11 protein-coding genes and 1 pseudogene are annotated in these 15,442 nt (G+C 60.6%); 3 read left to right on the top strand and 9 right to left on the bottom strand.

Annotated features, from left to right (window positions below):
• Positions 1-82: 82 nt before the first annotated feature.
• The 4 genes from NA619_RS21815 to NA619_RS21800 form a co-directional block, all read right to left on the bottom strand.
• A complete protein-coding gene (locus tag NA619_RS21815; RefSeq protein WP_255963897.1) occupies positions 83-1,177 on the bottom strand; it encodes a DUF1513 domain-containing protein in 1,095 nt (364 codons plus the stop codon).
• A 2-nt stretch (positions 1,178-1,179) separates the two neighbouring features.
• Positions 1,180-2,253: an imelysin family protein gene (locus NA619_RS21810; RefSeq protein WP_255963896.1), complete on the bottom strand. Its 1,074-nt coding sequence runs from the start codon at positions 2,251-2,253 to the stop codon at positions 1,180-1,182.
• 37 nt (positions 2,254-2,290) lie between these two features.
• The gene (locus NA619_RS21805) at positions 2,291-3,706 is read right to left on the bottom strand and encodes a di-heme oxidoredictase family protein (protein ID WP_255963895.1); all 1,416 of its coding nucleotides are present in this window, start codon (positions 3,704-3,706) and stop codon (positions 2,291-2,293) included.
• A 174-nt stretch (positions 3,707-3,880) separates the two neighbouring features.
• Positions 3,881-5,221 (bottom strand): imelysin family protein, encoded by a 1,341-nt coding sequence (locus tag NA619_RS21800; RefSeq protein WP_255963894.1) that lies wholly within the window; start codon positions 5,219-5,221, stop codon positions 3,881-3,883.
• 192 nt (positions 5,222-5,413) lie between these two features.
• Between NA619_RS21800 and NA619_RS21795 the strand changes: the two are divergent.
• Both NA619_RS21795 and NA619_RS21790 read left to right on the top strand, forming a co-directional pair.
• Positions 5,414-5,985, top strand: a pseudogene (locus tag NA619_RS21795) (LemA family protein).
• Between the two features lie 13 nt (positions 5,986-5,998).
• The gene (locus NA619_RS21790) at positions 5,999-6,871 is read left to right on the top strand and encodes an E3 ubiquitin ligase family protein (RefSeq protein WP_255963893.1); all 873 of its coding nucleotides are present in this window, start codon (positions 5,999-6,001) and stop codon (positions 6,869-6,871) included.
• Positions 6,872-6,991: 120 nt separating this feature from the next.
• Here NA619_RS21790 and NA619_RS21785 read toward each other — a convergent pair whose 3' ends face one another.
• From NA619_RS21785 to NA619_RS21775, 3 genes are all read right to left on the bottom strand, one after another.
• Positions 6,992-7,675, bottom strand: coding sequence for a hypothetical protein (locus tag NA619_RS21785; RefSeq protein WP_255963892.1), 684 nt, complete (start codon positions 7,673-7,675; stop codon positions 6,992-6,994).
• A gap of 56 nt (positions 7,676-7,731) precedes the next feature.
• The gene (locus NA619_RS21780; RefSeq protein WP_255963891.1) at positions 7,732-9,792 is read right to left on the bottom strand and encodes a putative bifunctional diguanylate cyclase/phosphodiesterase; all 2,061 of its coding nucleotides are present in this window, start codon (positions 9,790-9,792) and stop codon (positions 7,732-7,734) included.
• 188 nt (positions 9,793-9,980) lie between these two features.
• Positions 9,981-10,604, bottom strand: a complete 624-nt coding sequence (locus NA619_RS21775) for a TetR/AcrR family transcriptional regulator (protein ID WP_255963890.1) — start codon at positions 10,602-10,604, stop codon at positions 9,981-9,983.
• Positions 10,605-10,920: 316 nt separating this feature from the next.
• Here NA619_RS21775 and NA619_RS21770 point away from each other — a divergent pair, with 316 nt between their 5' ends.
• Entirely contained in the window at positions 10,921-12,852 is a 1,932-nt protein-coding gene (locus NA619_RS21770; RefSeq protein ID WP_255963889.1) for a methyl-accepting chemotaxis protein, read from the top strand.
• 122 nt (positions 12,853-12,974) lie between these two features.
• Here the strand turns inward: NA619_RS21770 and NA619_RS21765 are convergent, their stop codons facing one another.
• Both NA619_RS21765 and NA619_RS21760 read right to left on the bottom strand, forming a co-directional pair.
• Entirely contained in the window at positions 12,975-13,793 is an 819-nt protein-coding gene (locus tag NA619_RS21765; RefSeq protein ID WP_255963888.1) for an outer membrane protein OmpK, read from the bottom strand.
• A gap of 74 nt (positions 13,794-13,867) precedes the next feature.
• Positions 13,868-15,367 carry a nucleobase:cation symporter-2 family protein gene (locus NA619_RS21760; RefSeq protein WP_255963887.1) on the bottom strand — a complete coding sequence of 500 codons (1,500 nt, stop codon included), beginning with the start codon at positions 15,365-15,367 and terminating at the stop codon, positions 13,868-13,870.
• Positions 15,368-15,442: the final 75 nt, after the last annotated feature.

Here is a 15,442-nt window from a genome sequence, read left to right as displayed (position 1 = left end):
CCGCAAATCGAGTGGAGCGATCTGGTCCATGACCGCTCAGTACATCCCGTTTTCGGCCTGCCGTTTCGATACTTGAGGTCGTTCAGACGAGTCGCAGGTGGTTGTCCCAGAGGCCAGCCGGTAAATCCAGTGCGGTACTGACGAAGCGCTTCGCCGTGCAGTCGATCAACCTGCAACGCCCCTGTCCGGAACTGACGACGAATCCCCGCTCGAGGGCCGCTACGCCGGCGCAGTCGGGCAGATGGATTTCCTCGCGCAGTGCCGCGCTGTCCAGGTCCCAGATGAATACCTTGTTGCCGCGTGGCGCCGTTACCGCCAACAGGCGCAACGCATCATTGATAGCCAGGCTCGCGGTGTACTGGTTCATGGTCTGGCGCTGGGGCTCGCCCAACGGGAAAGCCTGAAAGGCCGCTCCTGGGCGTTTTATAGCCAGTAGTGGCGCCTGATCCATCGGGTCGCCTTCGTACTGTTGACCTGACACCACGGTGCCGTCGGCTGCGACCGCCAGGTGCCTGACGCTGTTCATCTGCTCGGGCAGCTGCTCCTTGCTGAGTAACGTGCCGTCGCGGCGCACCATTACCAGGCTCGGCTCCATGGCGTCGAGGTTCATCATGTCCCGGCTGTCGGCTTCGGTGCGAATGCCGCCGTTGGCAATCACCAGGGTTTCGCCATCCGGCATCCACAGTAATTGGTGCGGCCCAACGCCGTGAGTCGAAAGCTCCTCTGTACGCACGAGTCGCCGCTTTTCAACGCGATACACGCCAAGCACGCCGCGGCCTGCGTCTGCCGTGTCGTTTTCCGTGGTGTAAAACCGGTCACCACTGGAATGAAAAATGCCATGTCCGTAAAAGTGACGGTCCGGGGGCGACGCCAGTATTTGCAACAGCGTGCCGTCGCGGCTGTCGATCAGGTAGCTCTCGCGGCTGGGCCGACGGCCGACGAACACGGCCAATGGCAGGTGTGGGTGTGCATAGACGTCATGGCAGCGTTCGCTTACTGGCGTTGCGAACACCTGCGTTCCATCGAGCCGGTAGCCGACGGCATAGTGCCTGCCGTCGGCATCGTTACGCGCTGAAAGCAGCAGTGGCTGCTCGGTGTGGTGCGCGAGCGTCCAGCCGCCGACCGCCGAGGCGGCCACCAGCGCCCCGCCCAAGCCCAGAAAAGCGCGGCGTTTCATATTCAATCCCCGTCGTGAGCGTTAAAGCCGATTTGCACACCGAGCGCACGGGACAGCTCGTTCTGATGCAGGCGATGCAAGGCATCGATGTCCTTATAAAGAGCATCCAGGCGCGCCCGACCGGCTTCATCGGCAATCAGCTCGCTGAACGGAAGCATTATGTCTTCCAGATGCTTGCGCGCTGTTCCATAGGCTACGTCGATGCGCTTTATCAGATCCGCCTGATCAGCAGGGACCAGCTTCTTCAGGCCATTATCGTCCTGCCCCAGCCATAGGCGCTGAGCGCCTCCAAGTGCTGCATCGATGCTCCCCAGCGTCGCATCGCTGCGCCAGGCTTCAGCCTGGAATGGCTGCGGGAAGCCCTTGCTCTGCCTGCCCAATGGTGCGCCCAGCTTCTTCTTCAGGCCGTCCAGCGCGGTGACCTGCACCCGAAGCAGATCGGCGATGGCTTCTTCAGAGTCGGCATAGCGTTCGTTGGGGAACTCGGTCAGCTGCTCCGCCATGCCGTCCTCTGCTTGCCACTCCAGCAGAATATCTGCGGAAAGTTTTTGTTGATGTTCACCAATGGCTTCCAGCAACGGGCAATAACGCGCCTTGGTGTCGCTATCTGTCAGGTCGACGGCTTTGTCATAGAGCACGTATTCGTAGGCGGTAAGTCCCTGCAGGACAACGCTGCCATTCTCGATATCCGCCTGTGTCAGATCGGGTTTGCGCTTTAGCAGTGCAGTGACCTGACGACCGACGAGGTTTTTCTTGTCAGGCCAGAACTGCACTTGCCATGCCTGGTTGCCTTCGCCCATCGGGCCGACCAGCAGCGGTTGCAAACCGGCCCAGGCGAGCTGCGCTTGAAGAAAGGCCTGGCGTGCATCGTCAAGCTCTTCATTGTCCGCGCAATAGGCGATGCTGCTGGCTGCCATGCGCCGATTGGCCTCTGCCCAACCGGTATAGGCGGGGAGCAGGGCATCGTTGGTCAGCGCTTCGCTGGTTTCAGCGTAGGGGTCGGAAGGGGCGCACGCCGCCAAGAGAAAGCCCAGCGCGGTAACGGTCACAGCACGATGAAATCGATTTGGGTACATGGTGTTCCTCAGGGCAAGCAAGGGTGCGGCAGACGCACTAGAGGGATTCAAGAAAGGCCAGCAGAGCGCTGCGCTCTGCGCTGTCGAATTTGAGTACGGCCTGTTTGGCGGGCTCCGCTTCGCCGCCATGCCAGATCACGGCTTCGAGCAGGTTACGAGCGCGCCCGTCATGCAGAAACTGGGAATGGCCGCTGACCGTCTGGGTGAGGCCGATACCCCAAAGCGGAGGGGTGCGCCATTCACGCCCATTCGCCTCGAACTCGGAGCGGTTGTCGGCGAGCCCTTCACCCATGTCATGCAGCAGCAGGTCGGTATAGGGTCGTATTACCTGATTGGCCAATTCCGGTTCGTCGGCCTCGCCGGTGGTGAATTTAGGCATATGGCAACTCTGACAACCGGCTCGATGGAACAGCGTTTTGCCTGCCAGCACCTGGGGGTCGTTTACCTTGCGCCGGGCCGGTACGCCCAGATTCCGTGAATAGAAAAGGACCTGCGCGAGGATATGGTCGCTAACTTCCGGCTCCCCGCCGTGAGGCATCGCCAGGCAGTCGGTCTGCGCTTCGGTGCAACTGCGGCCGCTGAACAGAGTGCTACTCAGCCCCATATCGTTAAAGAAGGCATCGGCATTCTGCTGATTGAGGTTCGGTTGCCCGGCCTTCCAGCCGAAGCGTCCAAGTGACGTGTCGCGAGTTACCTGATCGAAAACCCGGTTGGGTCGTCCGGAAATCCCATTACCGTTACTGTCATCCGGATCAGCGTTGGCCAGTATTGCCGACTCCGGAATGGCCTCCAGCAGGCCGAGGCCGATCATCGGAGGAGCTACGCGTACTGAAAACTGCGTATCGGGATGCATCGGGCCGTAGCCTAGATTGGTGATCGACAGCTGTGGCGAGCGCAGCTCGACCTCATAACCGTCGGTGAATCGCTCGACGTGGGTGGTGTATGTCAGGCGAACCTTGCCCTCAGGTGCGACCCCGGGTACTGCCATGTCCTGCAGCTGCCCGCCGTAGGTTGGTTCCGGGGCGATGCCGCGTTCGTGCAGCACCTCGGCGTGTTCGGCCCCTCCGGGGATCGACAGGCGTACCAGCATCGAGACCGCATTGCCGCGCTCGGCTTCAGCCGGCCGGCCACGACCGTCCTTGATGTGGCAACTCTGACAGGCGTTCGTATTGAACAGCGGGCCGAGGCCGTCGCGTGCCGTCGTGGACGACGGTGCAATCACCCAGGGGTTGCGGAAAAAACTGTTGCCGACACTGAAATCCAGACGCCGCACCGGGGCCAGATTGGCTGCAGGCATCGAGAAGGCATTGTGGTCGAACTTCATGACGGTGGCATCGCCCCCGGACAGTGCTTCTCCCGGCTCGGCTTGCTCGAAGCGCGGTTGTTTCTCGTCGCATGAAATCAGAGTGAGGGCCACCAGGATGACGGTGACGGGGCGCAAGAGCGGGTGCATCGGTAGTCCATGGCCTGTAGCAGGGCGCCAATCGTAGCAGTCTACGAGGGCCTGAATAATAGCAATTTGCATTTAGCGTGCGGGTGGGGTTTGCCAAGCGAGCGCAGGACGCGGTCACCAGAGGCGTGGCGCGCGAAGGGGGCGGCATTGCGCCGCACCCCGGTGCGCCTTGAATCAGAACTCGTGGTCAGCGGTTTCCGGATTCAGATCGGTGATGTTCAGCGCGGCAGCGGCCTTTTCGATCGAGCCGGTTTGCTGTACCAGTGCAGCAATCGCAGCACGGACTTTCTCCTGGCCTTCACTGTTATCCGGGCCAATCAGCTGATCAAAGGCTTCGCCATTCTCGGCGCTCTCAACCAGTACCTGCAGCTTGGCTTCGGTGGTTTCCAGATCGGCCTTCAACGTACTGTTGACCTCTGGGTCTGCGCCTTCCACCAGGGACGCCAGGCTTGGCCCGGTAACCTTGCTGCCGTCGGTACGCTCGTACTCGCCGAGGTAGACGTTACGGATGCCCTTGGCATTGTAGAAATGGGAGTTATGAGTGTTGTCGCTGAAGCAATCGTGCTCGTCTTCCGGCGAGTTGGCTTCCAGCGCAACCTTCATGCGTTCACCGGCCAGTTCGCCCAGCGAGAGGCTGCCCATGCCGAACAGCATTTTGCGCAGGCCATTTTCGGCCGATTCGCTTTCCAGCGTGGCGCGATAGTTGTCGGAACCACCGGCCTTCCATTCGCCGACCATTTCTTCGAGATCGCTGACGAGCAGTTCGGTAGCAGCCTTCAGATAGGTGCGGCGGCGATCGCAGTTGCCGCCAGTGCAGCCGTCACCTTCAATGAAGTCGCTCACAGGGCGCTCACCAGCGCCAGGGTTGGTGCCGTTCAGGTCCTGGCCCCAGAGAAGAAACTCGATGGCGTGGTAGCCAGTCGCGACGTTGGCTTCCGAGCCTGCCAGTTCGTTCAGGCTGGCCAGTTTTTCGCCAGTGATTTCGCTGACATCGATCTTGTCTTCGCCAATCTGCAGTTCCTTGTTGGCGATGATGTTAGCGGTAGCGCCTGGGTTGCCCAGCGCGTGCTGATAGTCGCCTTCAACGTAATCAATCATGCCTTCGTCCAGCGGCCAGGCGTTGAGCTGGCCTTCCCAGTCGTCCACGACCGGGTTACCGAAACGGAACACTTCTGACTGCATGTAGGGAACGCGTGCGGCGAGCCAGGCGTCCTTGGCAGCCTGCAGGGTTTCATCGGTCGGGTTGGCGAGCAGAGCGTCGACCGCCTCCTGCAGCTTCAGCGCGGTGCTGTGTGCGTCACTGAAAATTGCGTGGGCCATGTCGGCGTAGTGCTTGACTACAGCCTGGGCCGCTTCGCTGTTTACGGTGGCAGGTGCGCTCGCGGCGGGTTCGCTCTGGGTAGTGGCTTGCGGGGCAGCAGCCTGTTCGGCAGGTGCTTTGTCTTCGCCGCAACCAGCGAGTGAAATGGCGACAGCCAGGAGGCTGGCGGTGGCCCAGACGGGAGTGCGTAGCATGGCGGGTTCCTTTGCTTGCAGGGTTGTGTATGACGTGTTGCGCAGTAGGGTGCGACAAACGGATGCAGAGCATAATGCGAAAGATTTGCATTTTGTGCAAAGAAATTGCGTGCAGCAGGTCGCGTACCGCCGTTGGCACTACCGTTAGAATGCTGGCTCCGAAGTGCCGGACATCCCAATGGAGAAGTCTTGATGAGCCTGAGCGCCGCTGTCGTGTTGGTCCTGCTATTTCTCGCTGCCGCTTTTGCGGTGGTGCTCTACAACGGATTGGTGCGCCTCAAGCATGGCGTAAGCAAAGCCTGGTCAAACATCGACGTGCTGCTGCGCCAGCGCCACGAAGAGCTGCCCAAACTGGTGGAGACCTGCAAGCAGTACATGCAGCACGAGCGCAGTACGCTGGAACAGGTCGTCATGGCGCGCAATGCAGTGGCCGCGGCGCGTGACAAGGGTGATGTCAGTGCGCTGGGGAAAGCCGAAACCGGCCTGCGTGCCGGTCTGGGTCAATTGTTCGCTCTGGCTGAGAACTATCCGGAGCTGCGAGCAAACGAAAGCTTCCGTCATCTGCAGCAGCGCATCAGCGGGCTGGAGAGCGGAATCGCGGACCGACGCGAGCTGTACAACGAATCGGTGAATCTGAACAACGTGCGTATCGAACAATTCCGGATGTTCTGCTGGCGCGCGCCTTTGGTTTCCGCGAGGCGCCGTTGCTCCAGTTCAGCGAGGCAGACAAGGCGGATGTCGACCTGAAACCGTTGTTTGGTTGAGCTGTAGAACGGAATGTTACTTATCGGCGCGGGCGTTGCGATGTGCCTGTTTGGCGGTTGGCTATGGGTCACTCGCTGGTCCAAGGTGCGCCATTTGCTGGACACTCCAACCTCAAGGATCAGATCGGCCGCGCAAGGCTACGTAGAGCTTGCCGGTGTGCTCCGCGAGTGGGACGACGCCCCACCCCTGTTCGCGCCCCTGACAGGCAAAGCCTGTCTGTGGTGGCGCTATCGGATAGAGGAATATCGGGCCGGCGGCAACCGCAGTACTTGGCGAATCATCGAACAGGGCACAAGTGACGGGCTGCTGCGCTTATCGGATTCGACTGGCGAATGTCTGGTCGATCCGCGGGGCGCCGAGGTGCTTCCTGCTCGGTATGACCGCTGGACCGGTGATCTTCGCCATCCCCGAGGTGTACCGCACCGCGGCGCGCTGGCCTGGCTGACCGGGCATCGCAAGTATCGCTACGTGGAAGAGCGGCTGCATGCCGATGAGCCGTTGTATGCCATCGGTGACTTCCGTACCAACGGTGGCGGTCGGCAGGGACTCGATGTTCACGTCGCTCAGCGAGAGGTGGTGCGGGAGTGGAAAGAAGACTATGCCGGCCTGCTGCAGCGCTTCGACAACAACCGTGACGGCCAGCTGGATCAGGCAGAGTGGAGCCGCGTGCGGCTCGCCGCCAGTCTCGAGGCTCAGAATCGTCACCGCCTTGCCGGTACCGAAGCTGCTGAGCATCGCCTGATGCGGCCCGGGGAGGGCTTGCCCTTCGTGCTTTCCAGTCACGGGGAGGAAGTGCTCGCGCGCCGCTATCGCTGGCATGCCGCCGGTGGCGCAGTGCTCTGTCTGGTCGGGGCGACGGTGCTTGCGGCTCAGATGGTGGGCTGAAAATCAGGCCGCGGCTGTCGATCGCTCCTTAGGTACAAACCGCCTCAGCTGGCAGCCCGGACCGGCTGCAACGTCCGATCTCATCTTGCGCGGCCGGGGCTCTGCTCGTGGGCATCGGACTTAGCCGCGTTTCTCGGCAATCCAGATGGTGTGGCGGGTGCCGCGATTGCCGTGGGCGAACACCTGGACTTCCTCGGCCTTGAAACCGGCTTTGGCGAGCTTCTGGGAGTAGGCCTGATCGGCACTGGCCGACCAAACCGCCAGCTGGCCCTTGGGTCGCAGTGCTCTGGCGCATGCATCAAGCCCCGCTGACGAATAGAGCCAGCTGTTGCTTTTGCGGGTCAGCCCCTCTGGGCCGTTGTCCACGTCGAGCATGATGGCATCGAAGCCTTGCGGTTCGCTTTTCAATATGTCGGCGACGTCGCTGCGCAGTATGCTGGTACGGGGATCGTTGATCGGCATACCGGCTTTGGCGCCCATAGGGCCGCGGTTCCATTCGATCACCCCGGGCACCAGTTCAGCGACCTGAACTTCGGCGTCTGCTCCCAGATGCTTGAGCGCCGAAGCCAGGGTGAAACCCATCCCCAGACCCCCGATGAGCACGCGCGGCTGGGGTCGCTGGGCGATCTTCCTGCAGGGTATTTCCGCCAGTGCGTCCTCGGAGCCATGCATACGGGTATTCATCAGCTGGTTGCCGTTGCCGCCCTTGATCTTGATGACGAAGTCTTCGCCGTACTCGAACAGGCAAAGGGCGCCGCCGTTATCAGGAATCTCGGCGGTATCGATCAGTACAAAACGCTTCATGGTGGAGCTCGTGGCGGGCGTGATGGGAATCAGGGCGTCTGGCAAGCAGCGCTCGGCTACAGCGGCTCTGAGTTGAGCCTGGACTCGAATCGCAGAGACTGGTTGAGCAGGGTGGTCAGTTCGGTGGCGGCAACAGGTTTGCTGTAGTAGTAGCCCTGGCCTTCATTGCAGCCTTCTTCGATGAGGTAGCGTTCCTGTTCAGCCGTTTCCACGCCTTCGGCGATCACCAGCATGCCCAGGCTTTTACCCAGCTGAATAATGGCTCGGACGATGGTGGTATCGCCTTCGTCGGTCGCCATGTCCCGGACGAAGCTCTTGTCGATCTTGATCTTGTCCAGCGGCAGGCTCTTCAGGTAACTGAGCGATGAATAACCGGTGCCGAAGTCATCGATGGCGATCAGCGCGCCCGATTGGCGAAGGCAGTGCAGGTTATGGGTGGCCGCCGCAATGTCTTCCATCAGCCCGGTTTCGGTTACTTCCAGCTCGAGTGTTTCCGGTGGCAGCCGATGAACGCTGAGCAGGTTGGCGATCATCTTTGGCAGCTCCGGATGGTGAAGCTGTACCGTAGACAGGTTGACCGCCATCCGCAGATCGACGAAGCCCTGGCGGTGCCACTCGCTGAGTTGACGGCACGCCTGATCGAGCACCCATTCGCCAATGACGATGATGCTGCCGTTCTGCTCGGCGAGGGGAATGAATATGTCCGGCGGGACCATTTTTCCGCTTGGGTGGGACCAGCGCAGCAGGGCCTCGACACCGGTGATCCGCTTGAGCCGATAGTCGATCTGCGGCTGGTAGACCAGATGGAACTCACCGCGTTTGACTGCTTCGGCCAGGTCGTTCTGCAGCTCCCGGCGCGTCCGCATTTCGCTGTCGATGCTGGCCACGTAAAACTGGTAGCGGTTACGCGATCGGTTTTTTGCCAGCGTCATGGTCTGCTCGGCTTTCTGCAGCAGCTTTTCCGTGTTGTCACCGTCTTCGGGATACAGGGTGATGCCGATGGTGGCGCGCAGTCGGATGTTCTGCTCATCGAGCGTCACAGGCCGCTCCAGGTCGTCGAGGACCTTCTGCGCCAGTTCGGCTGCCTCATAGGGCTGCTCGAAGCCGTACAGCACGAGCACGAACTGGTCGCCGCCCAAGCGGGCCAGCGCGCCGACACGTCCGCTCAGGGCGCGCAGGCGATCGGCAAGCGCCACCAGCAGACGGTCGCCATTCTGGTAGCTGAATTGCTCGTTCAGGCCCTTGAAGTCATCGAGTCCGATGCAGAGCACGGCAACACGGCGCTGAACCCTCGCGGCCTCGCCGAGGATGTTGTCCAGTTGCTGCTGCAGCTGCACGCGATTGGGCAATCCGGTAAGCGAATCGTATTGCGTCATTCGTTGAAGATTGCTTTCGGCGGCGTGGCGCAATTGCATGTTGTGCTCGATGGAGGCGAGCAGGCCGTTCGCGGTCTGTACCCACAGCCCCAGCTCGTTGCGCTCATGCCCTTTGGGCATTGGCAGCGTGTGTTCGCCGGGGCGCCCCGGATTAATTCGGGAAAGATGTTCGATCAGCTTGGTCAGCGGGCGAGTGAGCAGCCACTCGTAGATGAGATATAGCAACAGACCCAGCACCAGGGCACGCAGTATGCCGACAACGAAGATCACCACCGAGTCGCTGATGAAGTCCTCGCCATAGGGAGCAGTGTCCAGGGTGATGCTCAGATCGCCGTAATATTCGTTGTACGGGGGCCGGCCAATCAGGGCGATGGAAAAGTCCTGGTCGCGCCCCAGAATCGGGTCGGTCAGCCAGCGTGTACTTTGCGTCATCAATGGGCGCGACTTAACTGCCAGAGGGTCGTCGCCAGGGTGGCCGATGGATGCCTTCCGGATCGATTCATGCTGGAACAACCCTTCCATGACCTGGGCGCCCATTTCGCGATCAAGGCTGTAGATGGCCTGGGTGGAAGGATCGCGGGTCATACGCAGGATCCGCTGTGCATCCGCGTTGATCAATTGACGAGTCTTGTAAGCGTCGAAGACGATCTGAGCGCAGCTTAATACCAGTCCAACAGCCAACGCTGACAGCAGCACGATGCGAAGCAGTTTCCTCGACAAGCTGTTGCGCAATGCGGTCAAAAGAATTTCCTTTTTCCGAGCCGGTGCCCAGCGCAAGTATTGGTCGTCATAGAAGACGCGTCAAAGATGGGGTGGCGCTTATAACGCAAAAAGTTATCAAAACCTTCGACTCTCTCAGCGCTCGGTCGTCCTACAGTATGCATCGAAGCATCGTTGCAGACGTGAACGGGCGCACACTTAAAAGTCCGTCAGCCAACGGAGGCCGATTCCTTGACCTCGCAGCCTTTGATGACCATGCGGATGATGGTATCGGCCGCGGCTTCATAGTCGGCGTCATCGAGCTTCGGCTTGCCGGTCACGGTCGAGATCTGCCAGTCGAAATCAGCGTAGGTCTGGGTCGCGGCCCAGATACTGAACAGCAGGTGGTGGGGGTCTACGTCGGCCATGAGCCCTTGTTCGATCCAGCCCCGAATGCACGCAATGTTGTGGCTGGCCTGGGCGTTGAGCTGCTCGGCTCGCTCAGGAGGAAGGTGCGGTGCGCCATGCATGATCTCACTGGCGAATACCTTCGAGGCACAGGCGTGCTCGCGGGAGATCCTGATCTTGGTGCGGATGTAAGCACGTAGGACGTCGGCTGGATGGCCCGGCTGATTGAAGGGTTCGGAGGCGTGCAGCAGGGGCTCCACAATGCTGTCGAGCACCTCGCGATAGAGGTTTTCCTTGCTCTTGAAGTAATAGTAAACGTTGGGCTTTGGCAGTCCGGCGCGATCGGCGATATCGCTGGTCTTACTGGCGGCAAAGCCTTTCTCGGCAAACTCCTCGCTGGCTGCGCGGAGGATCAGTTCTTTGTTTCGCTCGCGGATACTGGACATAGGGCCTGTTCGATTCGCTGCCTGCGAGGCCGTCTGGCCGGGCCGAAATCCTAGCACCTGCATCCGGCCGGTCTCAAGGAAGTGACGGGCTACATAAGCATGCTTAACCCGCTTGTATACAAACCGTCTTCGCTCGGCCTGCCCTGGCTTTATGCATTGCGACCTGGAGCCTTCGTGCGTTCCTCTCCATGCGATCCGCCGAACGGTCTTAAGCCAATGATGGCCGGGCCGATAGATCTCTGGCGTCAGGATTATATTAATTGTATACAGATAAAAATAATATTGTGTACGTAACGCGATAGCCGAGGTCGACGTAATGCCTTTCATGCAGCGCAGTATCCAGTGGCAATTGATCATCAGCATGGGGGCTGCACTGCTAACCAGCACCCTCATCGTCATTCTTGTTTATTCATCCGCAGTCAATCGGCTCGCTGAGCGTTATCTGGTCGGTCAGGCCCTGCCTGCCAACATTGCCGCGATCCGAAACGACATCGAGCGCACCCTGGCGGCGCCGATCACCGCCACGGCAGGCATTGCCAGCAATACGCTGGTGCATGACTGGCTGCGCAGCGGCGAAACCGGGAGGTCGTCCGATGCGATCGGTGCATATCTGAACGGTGTCAAGGCGCAGCAGAGCGCACTGACAACCTCAATCGCTGTGCTTGGAAGCGGCAACTATTACTCCGAGGCCGGGCTCTCTCGCACGCTCAATCGCAGTGCGGCGGGTGACGGCTGGTTCTACAGCCTCGTCGACAGCGGCACCGAGCGGCGCTTCGAGATAGATATCGATAAGGCCTCCCATCAACCGACCCTGTTCATCAACCAGCGTATCGAAGCGGGCGGCAAGACATTGGGTGTCGCCGGTCTTGGCTTCAGCCTCAAGAGCATGTCGGAACTGATCAGCAATTTCCGCTTCGGTGAGCGTGGTGAGGTTTACCTCATCAACGGCGACGGCCGCGTCAAGGTTCATCCGAAAACCGATAACAACGACCGCACCGAACTCAGTGCGCTGACGGGCACTGATGCCGCGCAGCAACTGCTGAAAGGCACCCAGGGCGCCGTGCGGTTCGAGCGGGAGGGCGTAGCCTTCCTGGCCATTGCACAGCCGCTGGAAAGCCTCGGCTGGGTGCTGGTCAGTGAAGTGCCGGAAGCGGAAATCTTCGCCGAGGCGCGTCGCACGCTGTGGACCATCAGCCTGATCGGCGCCTGTATCGCGCTGTTCTTCCTCGGCCTGGTGGTGTTGCTGGCGCGCGGACTCGTCAAACCGATCCGTCAGGTCACCAATGCGCTGGTGGAAATCGGCGGCGGTGGCGGTGATCTCACCCGTCGTCTGGACGAAAGTCGTGCCGACGAACTGGGTGATCTTGCCCGAGGTTTCAACCGCTTCATCGGTAGTTTGCGCGAGTTGATTGGCGATGCCCTGAGTACCAGTCAGCAGCTGCGCACCGCAGTGGCGCAGGTCGCTCAGGTGGTCGATAACACCGCCACTCGTGCCGGTCGCCAGCATGAAATGACCGACATGGTCGCCACCGCCGTCCATGAGATGGGACTGACCGTGCAAGAGATTGCCCGCAATGCGAGCAACGCCGCCCAAGCCTCGCAAGGTGCCCGCAGTGAGGCGATGGAGGCGCGCAAGGTCGTCAGCGATTCGATTTCACATATCGAGACGATGTCCGGTGAAATCGGGCATGCCGCGGAGTCGGTCACTGATCTGGCGGAGCAGGTTGCGTCCATAGACAAGGTCCTGGCCGTGATCCGCAGCATTTCCGAACAAACCAATCTGCTGGCGCTCAACGCGGCCATCGAGGCGGCGCGCGCCGGCGAGATGGGACGCGGTTTTGCCGTTGTGGCGGATGAGGTGCGGACCCTTGCCAGCCGGACTCAGGCGTCGACCGATGAGATCCAGCAGATGATTCAGGGCCTCAAGAGCGGCGCCCAGAACGCGGTCAATTCCATGCGCGCCGGCCAGGCCGCCACGGGTACGGGTGTGCAGGCGAGCCAGCGTACGGGTTTGTCGCTCAGTGCCATCACCGAGCAGGTCGAGTCGATCAGTGACATGAACACCCAGGTGGCTGCCGCGACCGAAGAGCAGAGCAGCGTCACCGAGGAGATCACGCACAATGTTCAGGGCATCGCCGATCTGGCTCAGGCCACGGCGAGCGACGTGCAGGGCTGTCGCGAAGACTGCCATGCGCTGAGCCGTCTGGCAGACGACCTCAGCCGGCAGATGGGCAGCTTCAAGCTCTGACCCGTTGAGGGATTTGTCTAACGGTCCGGTCGTGACCATTGGCTCACGGACAAGTAGCACGGGCTCTAGTTAGAAACGAAAAAGCAGCCACTCTGGCTGCTTTTTCATGCTTCGGGTATGGGTCAGAAGTGCGCTTTGACCAACAGGCTGGCAGTGTTCTGGTTAGTGCCGCCGACCAGATCGCTGACGAAACCGCCGTCCTCGATGCCGTACTTGTCCGACCAGTAGTCATACTCGATGCCGACATACAGCTTGCCCGGCTCACCATCCAGCGCTTTGCCCAAGTCGTACTTGATCTGCGGATTTATGTGCAGGTTCTTCGAGATGAAATCCCCGCGTCGTTCGGAACCTGCGTCGTTGACCACCCAGTCGATGAAGCCGTCGAACAGAATGTCCGATTTGCCCACCGGGAAGGTCATGGCCCAGGTTGGCGTGACCTGCCATTGGCCGCCTGGCTTGCCGGTGGTGCCGTCGGGTTTGCGGTAATAGACGTTGATCGCCAGACGGTCGAAGCCGGGTACATCCAGGTCAACGGCGGGGCCGAGCAAATAGTTCTGATTCGGTACACCATTGGTGCTCTCACCACGCTCGTAGGTTGCTGCGAGCAGCACGTCCTTGATCGGGCCGAAACTCATGTCCTGGCCGCTGAGTTTGCCCAGCGAGAGGCGAGGGCTGAACTCACCGTAATAGGTATGCCCGTCGCTGCCGCTCTCGCCGTTGTAGAAGATATTGTCGACGAACAGGAACATATCGCCCCAGTCCCATCCGCTGGCGTGCTCGAAGGTCAGCGTTTGCTGAATCGGCGGGTTTATCTTGTAATCCTTGCCATAGAGATAGGTCAGGCTGTTGTTCTGCCAGTGCAGCATCCCATCGGCGAAGGCCGGGGCGGACAGCAGGCAGCCGGCCAGCGCCAGCGAAAGTGGTGCGCGCTTGAAGGTCATGTCGATACCCTTTGGTTTTGTTGTTGTGAATACGAGCTGCACCCGGCGCGCGATACGCCGGGTGCTTGGGCTGGTCAGCCTGTAGGCGTCAGCTGCGAGGACGGATCACTGGTGGTCGCTTTCGGATGAACCTTGGAATAGTCGGGGATGTTTACCGCCAGGGTGTTGGTGCCAACGGAATCCTCGATCAGGTTGTCCGGGTCGTAGTCGTCGAGTTCCTCCGGCTCGCGTGGCAGGAAGAAGTTGAGCAGGATCGCACTGAACGCGCCGATTGTGATCGGCGAACCGAAGATGTTCTTCAGCACCTCGGGCAGGTGGTTGAGCACGTCCGGCACCGCCGCGACGCCCAGGCCCAGACCCAGCGAAATCGCGACGATCAGCATGTTACGGCGGTTGAGGCCGGCTTCGGCGAGGATCTTGATCCCGGCGATGGCGACCGTGCCGAACATGATCAGCGTGGCGCCACCGAGCACTGGTTTGGGCATTAGCTGGAGCACGCCGCCCACCACGGGGAACAGCGCCAGCAAGACCAGAATGCCGGCGATATAAATCCCAACATGGCGGCTGGCAACGCCGGTCAGCTGGATCACCCCGTTGTTCTGGCTGAAAGTCGTCATCGGCAGGCTGTTGAAGGTGGCCGCCAGCAGCGAGCTGCAGCCGTCACCGAGGATGCCGCCTTTGATCCGCTTGATATACAGCGGGCCCTTGACGGGCTCGCGGGAAATCATCGAATTGGCAGTCAGATCGCCTGCTGTCTCAAGCGGTGTGATCAGGAAGATCACCGCAATGGGGATGAAGGCCATCCAGTCGAACGCGAAACCGAACTTGAATGGCTGCGGCACGCTGATGGCCGGCAGCGTCGCGAGGCTGGAAAAGTCCACCATTCCCATCATCCAGGCGGCGAAGTAACCCACCATCAGCGCGACAATGACGGCTGACAAGCGCAGCAGTGGGATGCCGAAGCGATTGAGGACGATGATGGTCCCGAGTACCAGGCCAGCCAGCGCCAGATTCGGCAAGGCGCCGGGGTCTTCGGCACCGTAGCCGCCGGCGATGTCGGTCATCGACACCTTGATCAGTGACAACCCCATCAAGCAGATGATGGTGCCCGTGACCACTGGCGTGATGATCCGGCGCAGCTTGTCGATGCAACGGCTTACGGCGATCTCGACGAAAGCGGCGCAGAAACTGACACCGAACAGGGTCGCGAGAATGTCTTCGGGGCTGCCACCGCGTCCCTTGACGATGAAGCCTGCCGCCAGGATCACACTGAGAAAGCCGAAGCTGGTGCCCTGCAGGCAAAGCATTCCAGCCCCGATCGGACCGATGCGCTTTGCCTGGATAAAGGTGCCGATCCCCGAGACGAATAGCGCCATGCTGACGAGATAGGGTACGTAATCGCCCAGGCCGAGCACGCTGCCGATGATCAGGGTTGGAGTGATGACGCCGACGAAGCTCGCGAGCACGTGCTGTATCGCGGCGAAGGTAGCGGGGAGCGGACCTGGACGATCTTCGAGCTGATAGATCAGGTCCTGATTGGGAGCGTCACCGCTCCTGGATTCGGTTGCGGTCATGAGTCAAGCCTGCCATTCGTTATTGTTCGGTCATGGGCTTTCGAGGCTGCACGGACCTCGTTCACTGGCCGTCGA

Origin of the sequence: Stutzerimonas stutzeri (genome assembly GCF_024448895.1) — a bacterium.
In the GTDB taxonomy this organism is placed as follows: Bacteria; Pseudomonadota; Gammaproteobacteria; order Pseudomonadales; family Pseudomonadaceae; genus Stutzerimonas; species Stutzerimonas stutzeri_Q.
The sequence above is the reverse complement of the archived record's forward strand: the minus strand, read 5'-3'. Positions and strand labels throughout refer to the sequence as shown.